The organism is Streptomyces specialis, from assembly GCF_001493375.1.
GTDB classification, from domain to species: Bacteria; Actinomycetota; Actinomycetes; order Streptomycetales; family Streptomycetaceae; genus Streptomyces; species Streptomyces specialis.
On the sequence record NZ_LN929759.1, the window covers coordinates 1 to 17,179 of the forward strand.

General features: G+C 74.7%; 16 protein-coding genes. 6 read left to right on the forward strand and 10 right to left on the reverse strand.

What is annotated here, in order from left to right:
• Positions 1–179 precede the first annotated feature (179 nt).
• A complete protein-coding gene (locus BN2279_RS02680; protein ID WP_079031770.1) occupies positions 180–1,196 on the forward strand; it encodes an AraC-like ligand-binding domain-containing protein in 1,017 nt (338 codons plus the stop codon).
• On the opposite strand, the gene BN2279_RS02685 is transcribed toward BN2279_RS02680, so the two are convergent.
• From BN2279_RS02685 to BN2279_RS02705, 5 genes are all read right to left on the reverse strand, one after another.
• Positions 1,139–2,689 carry a hypothetical protein gene (locus BN2279_RS02685; protein WP_059006088.1) on the reverse strand — a complete coding sequence of 517 codons (1,551 nt, stop codon included), beginning with the start codon at positions 2,687–2,689 and terminating at the stop codon, positions 1,139–1,141. The two genes, BN2279_RS02680 and BN2279_RS02685, sit on opposite strands and share 58 nt — an antisense overlap.
• Before the next feature lie 150 nt (positions 2,690–2,839).
• The gene (locus BN2279_RS02690) at positions 2,840–3,805 is read right to left on the reverse strand and encodes an ABC transporter substrate-binding protein (protein ID WP_059006089.1); all 966 of its coding nucleotides are present in this window, start codon (positions 3,803–3,805) and stop codon (positions 2,840–2,842) included.
• A complete protein-coding gene (locus BN2279_RS02695; RefSeq protein ID WP_059006090.1) occupies positions 3,802–4,647 on the reverse strand; it encodes an ABC transporter ATP-binding protein in 846 nt (281 codons plus the stop codon). The genes BN2279_RS02690 and BN2279_RS02695 overlap by 4 nt, the downstream gene beginning before the upstream one ends.
• Positions 4,644–5,717 (reverse strand): FecCD family ABC transporter permease, encoded by a 1,074-nt coding sequence (locus BN2279_RS02700; protein WP_059006091.1) that lies wholly within the window; start codon positions 5,715–5,717, stop codon positions 4,644–4,646. Before BN2279_RS02700 ends, BN2279_RS02695 begins: the two co-directional genes overlap by 4 nt.
• Complete coding sequence (locus BN2279_RS02705) at positions 5,714–6,736, reverse strand: FecCD family ABC transporter permease (RefSeq protein WP_059006092.1); 1,023 nt, start codon at positions 6,734–6,736, stop codon at positions 5,714–5,716. The genes BN2279_RS02700 and BN2279_RS02705 overlap by 4 nt, the downstream gene beginning before the upstream one ends.
• Positions 6,737–6,841: 105 nt before the next feature.
• Between BN2279_RS02705 and BN2279_RS02710 the strand changes: the two genes are divergently transcribed.
• Complete coding sequence (locus BN2279_RS02710) at positions 6,842–7,489, forward strand: HAD family hydrolase (RefSeq protein ID WP_059006093.1); 648 nt, start codon at positions 6,842–6,844, stop codon at positions 7,487–7,489.
• On the opposite strand, the gene BN2279_RS02715 is transcribed toward BN2279_RS02710, so the two are convergent.
• A complete protein-coding gene (locus tag BN2279_RS02715) occupies positions 7,468–7,743 on the reverse strand; it encodes a hypothetical protein (RefSeq protein WP_059006094.1) in 276 nt (91 codons plus the stop codon). The two genes, BN2279_RS02710 and BN2279_RS02715, sit on opposite strands and share 22 nt — an antisense overlap.
• 143 nt (positions 7,744–7,886) lie before the next feature.
• Between BN2279_RS02715 and BN2279_RS31130 the strand changes: the two genes are divergently transcribed.
• Positions 7,887–8,270, forward strand: a complete 384-nt coding sequence (locus BN2279_RS31130; protein WP_059006095.1) for a cold-shock protein — start codon at positions 7,887–7,889, stop codon at positions 8,268–8,270.
• On the opposite strand, the gene BN2279_RS02725 is transcribed toward BN2279_RS31130, so the two are convergent.
• The 4 genes from BN2279_RS02725 to BN2279_RS02740 are packed head-to-tail and all read right to left on the reverse strand — an operon-like array spanning position 8,259 to position 11,942.
• Positions 8,259–9,161 (reverse strand): 1,4-dihydroxy-6-naphtoate synthase, encoded by a 903-nt coding sequence (locus BN2279_RS02725; protein WP_059006096.1) that lies wholly within the window; start codon positions 9,159–9,161, stop codon positions 8,259–8,261. The genes BN2279_RS31130 and BN2279_RS02725 overlap by 12 nt on opposite strands.
• Positions 9,101–9,895, reverse strand: coding sequence for a futalosine hydrolase (locus tag BN2279_RS02730; RefSeq protein WP_079031771.1), 795 nt, complete (start codon positions 9,893–9,895; stop codon positions 9,101–9,103). Before BN2279_RS02730 ends, BN2279_RS02725 begins: the two co-directional genes overlap by 61 nt.
• A 16-nt stretch (positions 9,896–9,911) precedes the next feature.
• The gene (locus tag BN2279_RS02735; protein WP_059006097.1) at positions 9,912–10,502 is read right to left on the reverse strand and encodes a hypothetical protein; all 591 of its coding nucleotides are present in this window, start codon (positions 10,500–10,502) and stop codon (positions 9,912–9,914) included.
• A 27-nt stretch (positions 10,503–10,529) separates the two neighbouring features.
• Complete coding sequence (locus BN2279_RS02740; protein WP_407702182.1) at positions 10,530–11,942, reverse strand: MFS transporter; 1,413 nt, start codon at positions 11,940–11,942, stop codon at positions 10,530–10,532.
• A gap of 443 nt (positions 11,943–12,385) precedes the next feature.
• Here BN2279_RS02740 and BN2279_RS02745 point away from each other — a divergent pair, with 443 nt between their 5' ends.
• From BN2279_RS02745 to BN2279_RS02755, 3 genes are read left to right on the forward strand one after another with little or no spacing between them, the layout of a single operon-like run.
• Complete coding sequence (locus tag BN2279_RS02745; protein WP_079031772.1) at positions 12,386–13,189, forward strand: DUF3027 domain-containing protein; 804 nt, start codon at positions 12,386–12,388, stop codon at positions 13,187–13,189.
• A gap of 52 nt (positions 13,190–13,241) precedes the next feature.
• A complete protein-coding gene (locus BN2279_RS02750; protein ID WP_059006099.1) occupies positions 13,242–16,382 on the forward strand; it encodes a sacsin N-terminal ATP-binding-like domain-containing protein in 3,141 nt (1,046 codons plus the stop codon).
• The gene (locus BN2279_RS02755; protein ID WP_059006100.1) at positions 16,370–17,167 is read left to right on the forward strand and encodes an endo alpha-1,4 polygalactosaminidase; all 798 of its coding nucleotides are present in this window, start codon (positions 16,370–16,372) and stop codon (positions 17,165–17,167) included. The genes BN2279_RS02750 and BN2279_RS02755 overlap by 13 nt, the downstream gene beginning before the upstream one ends.
• The last annotated feature ends 12 nt before the right edge of the window (positions 17,168–17,179 follow it).

Genomic DNA, 17,179 nt, shown 5'->3' on the forward strand with positions numbered 1-17,179 from the left:
CACGCTGGATCTCTCGGCGTGGTGGAGTCGCATGTTCTTCTAAGGACCGCCCAACACCCCAGTCCTCCAGCGAGCGTCAGAGGTGTAGGGTGAGAGGTGTATAAGAGACGGCCGCAGCACGGAACGCCCCCCGCCCCCGCCGGCCCGGGGGGCGGACCGGCGGGGGAGGGGGGCGTTCCGTGCTGCGCGAGGTGTTCGACACCGATCGGCTGGCACCGGACGAACGCTGGGACGCCTGGTACGAGTTGACGCGCGGCGTCGTCATGCCCACCGTGCTGTCCTGCGAGCGGAGGGACAGGTTCAGGGCGTCGGCGCGGGTCCTCGAACTCGGCTCGGCGAACGTCAACCGCATGAGCTACGCCTCGCTGCGGGCGGAGCGCACCCCGGCCACGATCCGCCGTTCCGACCCCGAGCTGTTCGTCGTGGGCCTGATGCTGCGCGGACGGCACACCGTCGCCCAGTCCGGCCGCGAAGCCACGTTGTGGCCCTACGACTTGACGCTGCTGTCCTCGTCCCGGCCGTACGACACCCGGATCTCGTCCGACGGCGGCCAGGCCGCCACCGTGTCGGCCCATGTGCCGCGGTCCGCCCTGCCGCTGTCCGCGCGGGCGGCGGAACGGCTGGTCGCGACGCGGCTGTCCGGCCGCGAGGGCATCGGCGCGCTGCTCGCCCAGTTCCTCACCGGGCTGGCGACCGACCCGCGCCCGTGCCGGCCCGCCGACGCGCTGCGGCTGGGCACGGTGCTGACCGATCTGGTCGGCGCGTGGCTGGCCCACCACGCGGAGGCGCACACCTCCCTGCCGGCCGAGTCCCGGCAGCGCGTGCTGTTCCTGCGCGTCCAGGGGTTCGTCCGCCGGCACTTGAGCGACCCCGGGCTGTCGCCCGCCGTGATCGCCGCCGCCCACCACATCTCCGTCCGTTACCTGCACCGGCTCTTCCAGCAGCATCAGCTCAGCGTGCAGGCGTGGATCCGCGGCCAGCGCCTCGACGGCAGCCGCCGCGACCTGGCCGACCCCGCCCTCGCGGCGGTCCGGGTCGGCGAGATCGCGCGGCGCTGGGGCTTCAGCGACGCCTCCGCGTTCAGCCGCGCGTTCCGCGCCGCCTACGGCGTTCCGCCGGGCGAGTACCGCGGATCCGTTCAGATGTCGGTGCCGCCGCCGGGCAGCAGGTCGTCCTCGGTGATGTACGAGCAGTAGGTGTAGATGTAGTCGGGCTCGAACGTGTCGGCCTCGACCAGCGGGCTGGTCGCCTGCCCGGGGGACTGGTGGAGGAACCAGTAGTCACCGACCGGGAGTTCGAGCGTGGTGCTCGGGTAGTCGATGCCGCTGTCCGCGCACGCGCTGTCGCCGGGGTCGGCCGGGTAGAGGGAGCAGCCGTCGCACGCCCCGACCCGTTCCGAGCCGGTGCGCGGGCCGGTGTAGAGCAACTCCAGCTCGTACGGGGAGTCGTTGAACACCTCGACCGTGATCGTCGGGCCGCTCGCCGAGCCGGGGTCCGGGGGCAGCTCGGCCCCGGCGGCGGGCATGTGCTCCGCGATGCGGGCGGCGATCAGGATGTCCCCGGCCCGGTCCACGCGTTGGTGGCCGGGGTGTTCGTCGACGAGTTCGGTCAGCGTCTCCCCGGCGTCGGTGAAGGCGCCCGCCAGGAAGCGGTCGGTGCCGCACTGGTACAGCCCCTCGGGCACGGGCTCCTGGCCCTCGGCGGCCATCCGCGAGAACGCCTCGCCCGGCAGCGCGCCGAGCAGCTCGTTGAGTGACCGCAGCCGCTCCAGCGCCTCGCAGGGCGCCTCCTCCGCCAGCGCCCCGATCGCGGCGCGCTGCCGTTCGCCCAGCTCGTCCGGCAGCCCGGTCGCGTACGCCGAGTCCGCGTGGTCCGCGAGCAGTTCGGTCAGCGGCGCCTCGGCCGCCGCCACCCCGGACCCGTCGGCGCGCAGCAGCCCGCAGCCGTGCAGCGGCTCGGGCAGCGCCTCGACGGCGCGCTCCGCCAGCCGGTCGGCCTCGCTGTCGTCGAACTCGCCGGGCAACTCCCGGAAGAACCGCAGCGGATCGAGCACGGCACACGGGTCGTCCGCCGAACCTCCGCCGGTGGCCCGCCGGTAGAGGTCGTCCACGTGGTCCGGCACCGTGCCGGCCGCGTCGGTCTCCGGATGGTCGGCCCGCACGGCGAGGTACTCGGTGAGCGCCGAGCGGTAGGAGTCCTCGGCCACCGTGAACGGCTCCCCGGCCGCCCGCCCCACCAACGCGTCGGCGGCGACGAGGCGTTCGGTGAGGTCGTCCTCCAGCGCCTGCTCGCGGGCGCGGCCGAAGAACACGCCGGCCGTGGCGGGCCCCGCCAGCAGCAGCACCCCGGCGGTCAGCGGCAGCCACGGCCCCCGCCCCGCGACGGGGGCGGGCCCAGCCAGCCGCCACCCGTCCAGCGCGGTCAGCACCAGCCACCCCGCGTACAGCACGGGCCAGAGCCCGGGTATGCCGTCGGCCTCGACGGGCAGCGCGGCCCGCAGCAGCGCCCCGGTGGCGATCCAGCTCGGGATCGCCCGCCGCCACCGCCGCAGGTACAGGTAACCGGCGCCCACGCCACTGAGGTTGAGCAGCGCGGCGGTCGCCGCGACCCGCGGGTCGCGCGGCAGGCCGGCGGTCGGCGGACGCGTGGGCGGCGGCGGGATCGGTCTGCCGAAACCGGGGACGGTCACGTCGGGTCTCCTCGCGGGCGGGAAGGCGAAGCGGGAAGGCGGAGACGGGAAAGGCGGGAGCGCGCACCGGCCGTCCACATCCTGTGGACAGTAGTCTTCCCCGCCGCGCCCCCGCCCGTCACCCCTTCCCGGGCCCGGGAAGGAGCCGCCTCACTCGGCGGCCAGGTAGCCCTCCAGCTCGTCGAGGATCTGCTCGGCGGCCGTGTAGCCGATGCCGAGGAACCAGAGCTGGTCGTCCACGTGGAAGGCGCGGTCGTTCTGGACGGCCGTCAGGTCGTCCCACAGGGGGCCGCCGACCGCTTCCTGCTCGCCGGACGCGTCGGCGGCGCCGTAGGAGGTGTAGAAGATGACGTCACCGTCGGCCTGGTCGACCTGCTCGGGGCTGACCTCGACCGCGAAGCCGTCCTCGGCCTCGTCCGCGATGGCGGGACGGCCGAGGCCGACGTCCTCCAGGATGGTGCCGATGTAGTTCTCGCGGCCGTAGAGCCGGGTGTTGCCGCCCTCGATGAAGCGCAGCATGCTCACCTCGGTGTCCGCCGCGACCTCCGCGCCGCCGATGGCCTCGGTCACCTCGGCGACGTGCGCCTCGTACTCGGCGACGACGGCCTCGGCCTCCTCCGTCTTGTTCAGCGCGTCGGCGTGCACCAGGAAGTTCTCCTTCCAGGGCGCGCCCACGGTCTCGGTGAAGACGGTCGGGGCGATCGCGGACAGCTCGTCGTAGCGCTGCTCGTCGCGGACCTTGCTGCCGATGATGAGGTCGGGGTCCAGCTCGTTGATCGCCTCCAGGTTGGGGGCGGCGATCTGGCCGACGTTCTCGATGCCGGCCAACTGGTCCTCGGGCAGGTAGGTGAGGAACTCGGCGTTGACGTCCGCCTGGACGGCGCCGACCGGGGTGACGCCCAGCGTGATCAGGCTGTCCAGCTCCGCCGTGTCCAGGACCACGACGCGCTGCGGGTTCTCGGGCACCTCGACCGGGCCCATCGCCGTCTCGACGGTTCTGGTGCCTCCGTCGCCGGATCCGTCGTTGGCGTCGGAGGAGTCGTCGCTGCTGCAGGCGCCGAGGCCGAGGGTGGTGGCCAGCGCGACGGCGATGGCGGCGGTGATGCGGCGGTTCATGTGATGGGTGCCTTTCTCATGTGCGAGGTGCCCGCGGAACGCGGGCCGGGGACAGGTGCGCCGGGGACGACGAGCGGGGAGCCGGTGACCGGGTCGGGGATGACGATCGCCTCCAGGCCGAACACCTCGTGGACCAGTTCGGCGGTGACGACGTCGTCGGGTCGTCCGGCGGCGACGATGCGGCCGGCCTTCATGGCGACCAAGTAGTCGGCGTACCGCGCGGCTTGGTTCAAGTCGTGCAGCACGGTGACGACGGTCCGCTCCAACTGGCGGACCAGGTTCAGGACTTCGACCTGATGGGCGATGTCGAGGAACGTGGTGGGCTCGTCCAGCAGCAGCAGGTCCGTGTCCTGTGCCAGCGCCATCGCGATCCACACCCGCTGCCGCTGGCCGCCCGACAGCGCGTCGACCGGCCGGTCCGCCAGCGCGGTGACGTCTGTCAGCGCCATCGCCCCGGTCACCGCCCGTTCGTCGGCCTCGGACCACTGCTGCCACCACCGTTGGTGCGGCTGCCGCCCGCGCGAGACCAGATCGGTGACGGTGATCGCCTCGGGCGCCACCGGCGACTGCGGCAGCAGCCCGAGCGTCTGCGCGATCCGCCGGGTCGGCACCCGCGACAGCTCCTGCCCGTCGAGCAGCACCGCGCCGCCGCGCGGCTTCAGCAGCCGGCCCATGGCGCGCAACGTGGTCGACTTGCCGCAGGCGTTGGGCCCGACGATGACGGTCACCTCGCCGTCCGGGATGTCCAGGTTCAGCCCCTCGACGACGGCGGCGCGGGACTCGTCGTAACCCAGCGTCAGATCGCGGGCGCTGAGCCGGTGATGCTGCCGTTGGTCGTTCACGCGCGGCCTCCACTGCGGGTGTTGACGATGAGCCAGAGCAGGTACGGAGCGCCGATCGCCGCCGTGACGACGCCGACGGGCAGCTCGGTGGGGGAGAACAGCACCCGCGCCGGCACATCGGCCAGAACGGTGATGAGCGCGCCCGCGAGCGCCGAGCAGAGCAGCGGGATCTGCGCGGTACGGGTCAGGCGGCGGGCGATCTGCGGCGCCAGCAGCGCCACGAAGTCCACGGGCCCGGCGGCGCCGGTCGCCAGCGCGGCGAGCAGCACGCCGAGGGTGGCCAGCGCCAGCCGGACCGGCCCGAGCCGGACACCGAGCGCGGTGGCCGTGTCGTCGTCCAGCACGACGGTCCGCTGCGCGCGGGCGGCCCAGAGCACGGCGGGCAGCAGGAGCAGCAGCGCCCAGGCGAGCGGCTCGGCCTCCTGGTAGCCGCGCCCGTTGAGCGAGCCGGTCATCCACACGGCGGCCTGCTGGGCGACCTGGAAGTCGGCCTTGGTGATGAACAGTTGGGTCAGGGAGCGGAGCGCGACGGCGAAGCCGATGCCGATCAGCACGAACCGCACCGCGTGCAACCCGCCGCGCCACGCGAAGAGATACACCAGCCCGGCGGCCAACAGCCCGCCCCCGACCGACCAGTACGGCAGAACGGTCGCGGACCCGACGCCGTACGTCAGCGCGCCGACCGTCAGCGCCGAGGCGCCGTGGGTGACGCCGATGACGTCGGGGCTGGCGAGCGGGTTGCGGGCGACCGTCTGGATCAGCGCCCCGGCGACGCCCAGCGCGGCCCCGACGAGCAGCCCGACCGTCAGGCGCGGCAGCCGCAGCGTGCCGACGACGAACTCGTCGGTGGACGACAGCCCGAACACCACGCGCACCGCCTGCTCCGGCGCGACGGTGGACTCGCCGAGGCAGAGCGCCGCCAGGCATGCCCCGGCGAGCCCGATCAGCAGCAGGCACGCGACGACGGCGGCCCGCCGGTGGACGAGGAACGACGCGGAACGCCCCCGCGCCACGGCGTACCCGGCGGGCGACTGCGCCGTCCCCGAAGGAGGAGGAGTGGTGACGGTCACTGCGCGCCTCCTGTCCGGCGGACCAGATAGACCAGGAAGGGGACCCCGACCAGGGCCGTCGTCACGCCCGCCGGGACCTCGGAGGGCGGGAAGATGATCCGGCCGGCCACGTCGGACAGCAGCAGCACCACCGGGCCCAGCAGCGCCGACATCGGCAGCAGCCAGCGGTGCGAACCGCCCACCAGGGCACGCGCGATGTGCGGGACGGCCAGCCCCACGAACGCGATCGGCCCGGCCGCCGCGACGCCCACCCCGGTGAGCACCGCCGCGCCCAGGCCGCCGGTGATCCGGACCAGCGCCACGTTCTGCCCGAGGCCGCGCGCCACGTCGTCACCGAGCGCCAGCGCGTCCAGGCCCCGGGCCGCCGCGGCGACCAGGACCGTACCGGCCAGCAGGAACGGCCAGATCTGCGCGGCGATCTCCGCGTCCCGGCCCGAGAGCGAGCCGATCTGCCAGAACCTGAACTCGTCCAGCGTCGACGCCTGCGTCGTCAGCACCCCCGCGACGACCGAGGCGAGCAGCGCGTTGATCGCGGCGCCCGCCAGGGCCAGCTTCACCGGCGTCGCGCCCTCCCGGCCGCGCGCCGAGACCGCGTACACGGCGACGGCCGCGATCCCGGCCCCGGCGAAGGCGTACCAGACGTAGCCGGCCAGGGTGTGGACCCCGGCGTAGGCGATGGCGAGGACCACGGCGACCGACGCGCCCTGGCTGACGCCGAGGATGCCGGGCTCCGCGATCGGGTTGCGGGTCAGGCCCTGCATCACCGCGCCCGCCATCCCGAGCGCCGCGCCGACCATCAGCCCGATCAGCGTGCGCGGCAGCCGCAGTTCGGTCACGACCTCCGCGTCCGGCCCGGCGCTGTCGCCGAACAGCGCCCGCCACACCTCGTCCGGCGCGACGGAACGGCTGCCCACGGCCAGGCTCAGCAGCACGGCCAGGCCCACGCCCAACGCCGTGGCGGTCACCGGACCGATCCGCGAACGGGCGCGCGGGCGCGGCGGAGTCTCAACTGCTTGCATCCTGCGGGTCCCCGAGGTCGAGCGGGCATGGACGGGCGACAACTGACGGCCGAGTTAGGTTAGGCGATCCTAACCAGACGGATGTGCTGGAGGCACAATAGCGGCATGCCGCCTTCTCCGCAGACCCTTCCGCGAACGCCCGCCCCCACCGTGGGATTCGACCTCGACATGACCCTCATCGACTCACGGCCCGGCATCAAGGCGGCCTACGAGGCGCTCTCCGCGGAGACCGGGGTCCACGTGGACGCCGACCTGGCCATCACCCGCCTCGGGCCGCCGCTGGAGGAGGAACTCGCCCACTGGTTCCCCGCCGCCGACATCCCGGCGGCCGGCGACCGGTACCGCGCGCTGTACGTGACCCACGCCGTCCGCGCCATCGAGGCCATGCCCGGCGCGGCCGACGCCATCGACGCCGTGCGCCGCCGAGGCGGCCGGGCCATCGTCGTGACCGCCAAGTACGAGCAGAACGCCAAGCTGCACGTCGAACACCTCGGCCTCGCGCCGGACGCCGTCATCGGCTCGCTGTGGGCCGAGGCCAAGGCCGAGGCGCTGCGCGCCCACGACGCGGCCGTCTACGTCGGGGACCACACCGGCGACGTGCGCGGCGCGCGGGCCGCCGGCGCGCTGTCGGTCGCCGTGCCGACCGGCCCGTGCTCCGAGGCGGAGCTGCGCGACGCGGGCGCCGATGTGGTGCTGCCCGACCTCACCGGTTTCCCGGCCTGGTTCGACGGCTACCTGGCCGAACGCGCCTGAGCCGCCCGGTCGGCCCGCCGCTGGTGCCCGATCGACCGGACCAGCCCGGCACCGGCGATCAGGAACCCGACACCCATCAGCATCGACACCACGTACGCCGCCGTCGGCAGCGGGTCCGCCCCGATGAACAGCGGGATCACCGTGATCAGCGTCGCGACCGCGCCGACGGCGAAGACGACGCCACCCACGCGCACCAGCACGTCTCCCGGCCTGCTTCCGTTTCCACTCACCCGTCCAGGGTCGCACCCGCGCATACTCGCCGTGACCCGGGGGCAGTGATCCTCCGAAACGGCCCGGCGGCATCTTGTCACCGGGCCGGGGGCGATTAGCCTGGGAGGTGGCGGGTCCGGCTGCGGCCCGCCCCATTGTTGTGGAACGAGTGCGAGGACGAGGACACGTGCCTACCGGCAAGGTCAAGTGGTTCAACAGCGAGAAGGGCTTCGGCTTCCTCTCCCGCGACGACGGCGGCGATGTCTTCGTGCACTCCTCCGCGTTGCCCAGCGGCGTGGACGTCCTGAAGCCCGGTCAGCGCGTCGAGTTCGGCGTCGTCGCCGGCCAGCGCGGGGACCAGGCCCTGTCGGTCACGCTGCTGGACCCCGTGCCCTCCGTCGCCGCCGCGCAGCGGCGCAAGCCGGACGAGCTGGCCTCCATCGTCCAGGACCTCACCACGCTTCTGGACGGCGTCTCCCAGCAGCTCGAACGCGGCCGGTACCCCGACCGGCAGAACGGCCGGAAGATCGCCGGCATGCTCCGCGCCGTCGCGGACCAGCTAGACGTCTGACGGCCGCAGCCGTTCCTCCGGCACGCGCGGCACCAGTCCCTCGTCGGCCGCGCGGGTCAGCAGCTCCCGCACCGCCGCGTAGCCGGCCTCGCCCAGCTCGGCGGTGAACTCGTTGACGTACAGCCCGATATGGGCGTCCGCCACCGCCGGGTCCATCTCCTGCGCGTGCCGCAGCACGTAGTCCTGGCTCGCCGCCGGATCGGCCCACGCGTGGCGCACCGACGCCCTGATGGCGGCGGTCACCTGCCGCAGCCGCTCCGCCCCCAGCGACCGCTTGGCGATGATCGCGCCCAGCGGGATGGGGTGCCCGGTCGTCTCCTCCCAGAACTCCCCCATGTCCGCGAGCTGATGGAGCCCGAAGCGCGGGTAGGTGAACCGCGCCTCGTGGATCACCAGGCCCGCGTCCACCCGCCCGTCGCGCACGGCGGGCATGATCTCGTGGAACGGCATCACCCGCACCTCGCCGATCCCGCCCGGCACCCGGGCCGCCGCCCACAGCCTGAACAGCAGGTAGGCGGTGGACCGTTCACCGGGGACCGCGACGCTCTTGCCCGCCAGCGAGGCCGGCTCCATCGGGCCCGGCGCCAGCACCAGCGGCCCGCAGCCGCGCCCGAGCGCCCCGCCGCAGGGCAGCAGCGTGTACGTGTCGAGGACCCACGGCAGCACCGCGTAGGACACCTTGAGGAGGTCGCCCTCGCCGCGCTCGGCCAGCCCGTTGGTGATGTCGATGTCCGCGAACGTCACCTCCGGGGCGGGCGCGTCCGGCACCAGGCCGTGGGCCCAGGCGTGGAAGACGAACGTGTCGTTGGGGCAGGGCGAGTACGCGATGCTCAGGGGCGGCCCGGACTCCCGCCGCGCGTCGCGTCCCTCACGGTCTCCTGCGTCGGCCACGGTCCCTCACGGTCCTTCCAGGTGTCGAGTACCGGCCACAGCGCCGCGCACGCGTCCGTCAGCGCGCGCAGCGCCTCCGGGACGCGCCAGGCGGCGCGGTCACGCGGGCCCACGGCGTTGGAGACGGAACGGATCTCCAGCACCGGGACGCCGTGCAGCGAGGCGGCCGTCGCCACCCCGAACCCCTCCATCGCCTCGGCCACCGCGCCCTCGTGCCGCGCCGCCAGCTCGGTGGCGCGGTCGGCGGTGCCGGTGACCGTCGAGACGGTCAGCACCGGTCCGTACACGGCGCCCAGCGCGGCGGCGGCCGACTCCGCGAGCGCGGCGGGCGGCCCGTGGGCGACGACGCCGAAGCCGAGTTCGGCCATGTCGGAGAAGCCGCCGGTCGTCCGCACACCGAGATCGGCCGCCAGGACGGCGGACGCCACCACCGTGGCCCCGACGGCGGCATAAGGGGCGAACCCGCCCGCGATGCCCGCCGAGACCACCAGATCGTACGGTTCGCCGCGGCCGGGCCCCAGCGCCAGCGACGTCGCGGTGCCCGCGGCGGCGGCGGCCGGGCCCGCCCCGGCGGCGACCGCGTCCACCACGACCCGGGTGCGCGCCGGGCACACCCGCAGCACCTCGGGCCGCACGCCCGGCAGCGGCACGCCGCCCCGGGCGACGGAACGCGTCACCGCGTCGCGCTCGGCGGGGACGGCGGTGACGACCAGTACGCGCGTCAGGCCCGTCATACGCGTCGGGCCGCCGTCAGTCCTGGGGTTCCAGTTCGAGGTTCCACACGCCCTCGAAGGAGCCGAACAGCTTCTCCTGGTACTCCTCCTGCGACGCGGACGACCAGATGGCCTCCATGTCGTAGTCCTCGCTCACCTGCGCCACGACGATCCGCAGCGGCCCGCGCTCGGGCACCTGGCCCGGCGACTGCTGCCGCATGACCTGGTACAGGTCGTCCACGGAGAACGTCTCGTAGGTCGTGGTGTAGGGCTCCGCCTCGTACGGCTGGCCCTCGTAGAAGATCAGCCAGCCGGTCTCGGCGATCTCCGGGTCCACGCCGACACGGAACGTGTCGCCGGTCTCCACGGAGATCACCGGCACGCCCTCCTCGCTCTCCACGCAGGACTGCGCCTGCTCCGCGCCCAGCGCCTCGCCGTCCTCCCAGCAGCCGTCGGCGGCCTCGTGCGACTCGGTGCTCGTCCCGACGGTGAAGCTCGCGTGGGGCGACGGCTTGTCGCAGGCGGAGAGCGCGACCAGACCCAGCGAGACGGCGCCGAGGGCGAGGGAGGTACGGGCGGCCCGGCGGCCCCCCAGCCGTCGGGTGCACTTCGTGGCGTACGCAGTCATGCGGGCAGGTTAACCCGCGCGCGAGGGTCACCTGACGCGGGGGTGCGGCGTGCCGCGCCGCGCGGCCCTCACCAGGCTTCTGATCGTCACGACCGTGCCGGCGCCCACCAGCCCGGCGCCGACCGCCATGCCGATCCTGCCGTCCAGCGGCAGGCTGATCCCGATCGCGCCGCCCGCCACCCACGACAACTGGAGCGTCGTCTCGGAACGGGCGAACGCCGAGATCCGCACGACCTCCGGCACGTCCCGCTGGATGATCGCGTCCAGCGACAGCTTGCCCAGCGCCTGGCAGATCCCGGCCGCCGCGCAGACGGCGACGACCGTCGCGGCCGTGTAGTTCACCGCCGCCGTGACCGTGCAGGACAGCCCGAGGAGCAGCACCATCAGCAGGATCAGCTCGGGGGCGCGATCGCGCAGCCAGTTCCCCAGCACGTTGCCCAGCGCGTTGCCGGTACCGGCCGCGACGCCGACGACGCCGAGGGAGAACGCGGCGGTGAGGCCCGGCAGCGGCTCGTTCCGCAGCAGGAACGCCATGTAGAACAGCAGGAAGCCGGAGAGCGCCCGCATCCCGGCGTTCGCCAGCAGCGCCTTGAACACCGGCGAGTCCAGGCCGCGCAGCACCCCGCCCGACCGGCCCTCCTCCACGTCGCGCGCCATCCCGGCCCGGGTCTCGGCCAGTTCCGCCACGTGCACCTTGCGCTCGTCCCGGGCCAGGTCCACCCGGCGCGGCAGGCGGAAGGAGAGGATCGCGCCGATCACGGTGAACGCGCACGCGCCGTACAGCGGCCACTGCTGGCCGATGGCGTTCAGGCCCAGGCCGATGGGCGCGGCGGCGCCCGCCGCGATGAGGCCGGTGAGCGTGATCCTGGCGTTCGCCTTGACCAGCGAGATCCGGGCCGGCAGCAGACGCGGCACCGCGACGGACCGGACGATGTTGTACGCCTTCGAGCAGACCATCACGCCCAGGGCCGCCGGGTACAGCTCGATCCCGCCGTCGGCGACGGCGCCGGCGATCACCAGCGCCAGCGTGCCGCGCGCCAGCAGCGCGCCCGCCATCGCGGCGCGGCGGCCGTGCGGGAGGCGGTCGAGCAGCGGGCCGATCACGGGCGCGAGGAGCACGAACGGGGCCATGGTGACGGCGAGATACAGCGCGACCCGGCCGCGCGCCTCGTCGGTGGGCACCGAGAAGAAGATGGTCGAGGCCAGCGCCATCGTGACGAGCATGTCTCCGGCGGAGTGCACGGCGTGCAGCTCGATCAGCTTCCCCAGCCCGGATTCGCCGGCGCCGTGGGCGTGCGTGAGACGGCGCACGCGGCGGCCGAGCGCGATCGGCGCGCCGGGAATGGCGCGGCCGGTCGCCCGCACGACCCGGAACAGCCCGGAGCCGGTCCGGGTCTTCAGCCCGGAGGAAAGCTCGGAGGAACCGCCAGCAGCAGCCACGGCCCCAGCGTAAGGGCAGGAAAGGGGGCCGGTTCCTCCTTCTCACCACCCCTTTACAGGGGTTTACGAGAAGATCGCTGTTTCGCGGTCCGTGCACGGCCCCCCGGCCCGTGCGGTAGCGTGGGCGAACGGTGCGCCTTGCCTCGTTCAGCCCGACGTCGCAGCGGTCCCAGCGTCCGCTCCGTCGGCCCGTTCTCCCCGGGCATCGCCCGGGGGTATCCCCAAGGCGCCCGCACGCGACAATGGCGGCGTAGGAGAGATTTTTGTGAGCGACGCTCGAGCGGCTGCCGGGCCGCAGGCATCACTGGAGGCCGCGCTGTGCCGCGCGAGCGGAGAAGCGATCGGGGGCATGCTGTGAGCGACGCTCGAGCGGCTGCCGGGCCGCAGGCATCACTGGAGGCCGCGCTGTGCCGCGCGAGCGGAGAAGCGATCGGGGGCATGCTGTGAGCGACGCTCGAGCGGCTGCCGGGCCGCGTGGTCAGGTTCCTGACCGGTTGTGCGCGGAGGCGGTCGAGCTGGCGCGGGATGCCGCGGCGCAGGCCGCGCATCCGCATCCGCTGGGGGAGTACCTGGGGGCCGTCGCCGAGGGCGACCGGCTCGTCACCCACTTCTTCGCCGGTGAGGAGCCGGGCTATCCGGGCTGGCGCTGGGGCGTCACCGTGGCCCGCGCCGCGCGGGCGCGTTATGTGACGGTCGACGAGGTGGCGTTGCTGCCGGGTCCCGACGCGCTGCTGGCCCCGGAGTGGGTGCCGTGGAGCGAGCGGCTGCGGCCCGGTGACCTCGGTCCCGGGGACCTGCTGCCGGCCGAGGGCGACGACCCGCGTCTGGAGCCGGGGTTCGTGCCCCCGCCGGGCGAGGAGATCGTGGAGGAGGACGCCGAGGAGGCCGGGCTGATCCGGCGCGGCGGCGTCGCGGACATCGCGGGGGAGCTGGGTCTCGGCCGGCGGCGGGTGCTGTCGTGGTACGGGCTCCAGGACGCCGCGGACCGCTGGGAGGAGGAGTTCGGGCCGGAGACGCCGATGGCGCAGGCCGCCCCGGCGAGCTGTCTGAGCTGCGGGTTCCTGATGCCGATGGCGGGCGCGCTGCGGCAGGCGTTCGGCGTGTGCGCCAACGAGTTCTCCCCGGCGGACGGGCGTGTCGTCTCGCTCGCGTACGGCTGCGGCGCGCACTCGGAGGCGGCGGTCACCCCGAAGGCCGCCCAGCCGGCGCCCCCGGTGATCGACCACCTCGCGGCCGACCCCCTGTAGCCCGGGAGCCGCTCGTGCGAGCGGCCCTGTACCAACCGGTACTGTCGCACCCGTGACCACCGACGACCTGTTCGATCCGTTCGGCACCGGGCGGCTGCGGCGTGCCGTGCTGAGCGCGTGGACCGATTCCCCGGCCCGGTTCCGGGAGGACGCCAACGCGGAGGAGGACCTGGCCCGGGGCGGTTACCGCGACCGGCTGGTCATCGAGCTGGCGCAGAACGCCGCCGACGCCGCCGCCCGCGCCGGGCAGCGTGGGCGGCTGCGGCTCGCGCTGCGTGACGGGGTGCTCGTCGCCGCCAACACCGGCTCGCCGCTGGACGCGGCGGGCGTGGAGTCGCTGTCCACGCTGCGGGCGTCCGCGAAGCGCGGCACGGCGGTGGGTGTGGGCCGGTTCGGCGTCGGCTTCGCGGCCGTGCTCGCCGTCACCGACGCCCCGGCCATCGCGAGCGCGGCGGGCGGCGTGCGCTGGTCCCTGGCGGAGGCGTCGGAGCTGGCGCGCGAGGCGGCCGGGGGGAACGAACGGCTGCTGGCCGAGCTGGACCGCAGGGCGGGCCAGCGGCACGCCGTTCCGCTGCTGCGGCTGCCGTTCCCCTCGACGGCCCACGCCGAGGTGCCCGAGGGGTACGACACGGCGGTCACGCTGCCGCTGCGCGACGTGGCGGCGGAGGATCTGGCGACGCGGCTGCTCGACGCGGGGGGCGACACGCTGCTGTTGACGCTGCCGGGTCTGGACGGGGTCACCGTCGAGACGGCGGGGGGCGCGCGGACGCTGACGCGGCGCCAGTTCGGCCCGTACACGCAGATCACCGAGGAGCCGGGACCGGCGGGCAGCGCGGTTCGTTCCCCCCGCGGGCGGGTCGTCACCGACAGCGGCGAGGCGGGTGCGGAGCTGTTCGCGGACCGGCCGCTGGAGGAGCGGGAGCGCCGTCACTGGTCGGTGACCTGGGCCGTTCCGGGGGATGCGGAGGGTGCTCCGGCGCCGCCGCCGAGCCCGCCGGTGGTGCACGCGCCGACCCCGACCGACGACCCGCTGGGGCTGCCCGCGCTGCTGATCGCGAGTTTCCCGCTGGAGCCGACCCGCCGCCATGTGGCGCCGGGGCCGCTGACGGACTTCCTGACCGGCCGCGCGGCCGACGCGTACGCGGCGCTGCTGGCGGACTGGCGGCCGGTCACCCCGGGCACGCTGAGTCTGGTGCCGGGGCCGCTGGGCCGGGGCGAACTCGACGGCGCGCTGCGGCGGTCGCTGCTGGGGAAGCTGCCGTCCACGGCGTTCCTGCCGAGCGCGGCGGCGGCCGGGGCGACCGAGGCGGCCGTGACCGAGAGCGGGGACGAGATCCCCGTCGCGCTGCGCCCGGTCGAGGCCGAGCTGGTCGAACGGGCCGGTGCCGAGACCGTGGCGGTGCTCGCCGAGCTGTTCCCCGTGCTGCTGCCCGCCGGGCTGGAACGGCGGGCCGAGCTGCGGGTGCTGGAGGTCGCGCGGGTTCCGCTCGGCGAGATCATCGACCGGCTGGCGGGCGTCGAGCGCCCGCCCTCCTGGTGGTGGCGGCTGTACGAGTCGCTGGCGGGCGTCGATCCCGAGCTGCTGCACGGTCTGCCGGTGCCGCTGGCGGACGGGCGCACGACGATCGGGCCGCGCCGCGTGCTGCTGCCGGTCGCCGGGACGGAGCCGGCCGGGCTGGGCCGCCTGGGGCTGAAGGTCGCCCACCCGGACGCGGCGCACCCGCTGCTGGAGAAGCTGGGCGCGAGCCCGGCGACGCCCCGCGCGGTGCTGGACACCCCGCAGGTACGGGCCGCCGTCGCCGCGTCGGCGGACCTGGACGTGTGGGACGAGGACGCCGTGCCGGCCGCCGAGTTGGCGGAGACGGTCCTCGGCCTGGTGCGGGACGCGGACCTCGCGCCGGGCGAACTGCCCTGGCTGGCCGCGCTGGCGCTGCCCGACGAGGACGGCGAGCTGACCCCGGCCGGTGAACTGGTCTACCCGGACAGCCTGTTCCAGCAGGTCATCCGCGACGGTGAACTCGCCGCGTGCGACGCCGAGCTGGCCGCCCGCTGGGGCGAACAGCCGCTGACGGCCGTCGGGGTGCAGGCGGACTTCGCGTTGATACGGGCGACCGACGTCGTTCTGGACCCGGACGAACTGGAGCCGCGCGACGCCGGGTTCGCCGAACCCGACGACGTGGGCCTGCTGGACGCGGTGGACGTGTGGTGCGAGGACACTCTCGACGCGCTCGGCGACAGCCCGTTGCCGCCGGTCGCCGCCGAGGTGGTGGCCGTGCGGGATCTGGAGCTGGTGGACGACGGGCAGTGGCCGCGTGTGCTGTCGCTGCTGTCCCGGCCGCCGTTCCGCGAGGCGCTGACCACGCCGTTGCGGGTGCGGATGCCGGACGGCGGTGTGGAGCGGGCCCGTTCGTACACCGCGTGGTGGCTGCGGGGCGCGCCGGTGCTGGACGGCCGCCGCCCGGCGGGGCCGCGGTCGGCGGGCGGGGGCCCGCTGCTGGGGGGGCTGTACGAGGGCGCGGGCACGGCGGACGCCGACGCGGAGGTGCTGCACGCCCTGGGGGTGCGCACCACGGCCCGCGCGCTGCTGGCCGAACCGGGCGGCGCGGCCGACCTGCTGGCCCGCCTCGCCGACCCGGACGTGTCCGTGACGGCTTCCCAACTCCACGGCCTGTACGCGCTGCTGGCCGATCTGGACCCGGAGGAGGTGACGCTGCCGGACGAGTTGCGCGCCGTGGTGGACGGCACGCCGCGCGTCGTGGACGCCGCCGGGGCCCTGGTCGCGGACGCCCCCGACCTGCTGCCGCTGGCCGCCGGACGGCCGCTGCTGCCGGTGCCGCCCGCACGCGCCGCCGACCTGGCCGCCGTGCTGGACGTGCGCCCGCTGAGCGCCGCCGTCCCGGCCGGGCCGCCCGCCGGGGGCGGCACGCCGCGCGACGTGCCCGCCGAGGCCCGCGCCATCCTGGGCCCGGCGACGCCCGCGACGTACGTGGAGCACGAGGAGCTGGTGATCGACGGCACCGAGCTGGACTGGCGCCTGCCCCCGGACGGGACGCTGCACGCGGCGACGTTCGAGGGCCTGGCGGCGGGCCTGGCCTGGGCCACCGGCCAGTGGCCGCGCCGCTTCGAGCTGGCCGCCCTGCTGGAGGACCCGGCCCGCGCCGAGGAGTTGCGGACGGCCCGGTGGTTCGACTGAGGGTCCGGCGTGCCGCCGCCCCGGCCGCCGCGCTGCTCCTGACGGCCGCGTGCGCCTCCGGCACGCCGGACTCCGCACGCGAGGAGGCCCGTTGGCGGCCCGAGCCGGGAACGGAGTGGCAGTGGCAGCTCTCGGGCCGGCTCGACCTGACGGTGGACGTCCCGGTGTACGACATCGACGGCTTCGAGTCCACCGCCTCGGACGTGGCGGCGCTGCACGACCGGGACGTACGGGTGATCTGCTACGTCAACGCGGGCGCCTGGGAGGACTTCCGCCCCGACGCCGGTGACTTCCCGCCGGAGCTGCTGGGTGAGGGCAACGGCTGGGAGGGCGAACGCTGGCTGGACATCCGGCGGATCGACGTCCTGCGCCCGCTGATGGCCGAACGGTTCGACATGTGCCGGGACAAGGGCTTCGACGCGGTCGAACCCGACCTCCTCGACGGCTACCTCAACGAGACCGGCTTCCCCCTGACCGCCGCCGACCAGCTCGCCTACAACCGCGTGATCGCGGAACTGGCCCACGAACGCGGCCTGTCGGTCGGCCTGAAGAACGACCTGCCCCAGATCCCGGAGCTGGTGGACGACTTCGACTTCGCCGTCAACGAGGAGTGCGCGGAGTTCGGCGAGTGCGCCGCCCTGACCCCGTTCATCGACGCGGGCAAGGCGGTCCTCCACGTCGAATACGCCCTGCCGCCCGCCGAGTTCTGCCCCGAGACCATCTCTCTCGGCCTCAGCTCGATGGCCAAACACCTCGACCTGGACGCCTGGCGCGACCCCTGCTGACGGGCCGGCCCG

What these genes read in the sequence shown, in the direction of transcription:
- BN2279_RS02715 (WP_059006094.1), bottom strand. Translation starts at nt 7,743, where the DNA reads ATGCGCGGGTGCGACCCTGGACGGGTGAGTGGAAACGGAAGCAGGCCG.
- BN2279_RS02705 (WP_059006092.1), bottom strand. Translation starts at nt 6,736, where the DNA reads ATGCAAGCAGTTGAGACTCCGCCGCGCCCGCGCGCCCGTTCGCGGATC.
- BN2279_RS02710 (WP_059006093.1), top strand. Translation starts at nt 6,842, where the DNA reads ATGCCGCCTTCTCCGCAGACCCTTCCGCGAACGCCCGCCCCCACCGTG.
- BN2279_RS02735 (WP_059006097.1), bottom strand. Translation starts at nt 10,502, where the DNA reads ATGACTGCGTACGCCACGAAGTGCACCCGACGGCTGGGGGGCCGCCGG.
- BN2279_RS02730 (WP_079031771.1), bottom strand. Translation starts at nt 9,895, where the DNA reads ATGACGGGCCTGACGCGCGTACTGGTCGTCACCGCCGTCCCCGCCGAG.
- BN2279_RS02690 (WP_059006089.1), bottom strand. Translation starts at nt 3,805, where the DNA reads ATGAACCGCCGCATCACCGCCGCCATCGCCGTCGCGCTGGCCACCACC.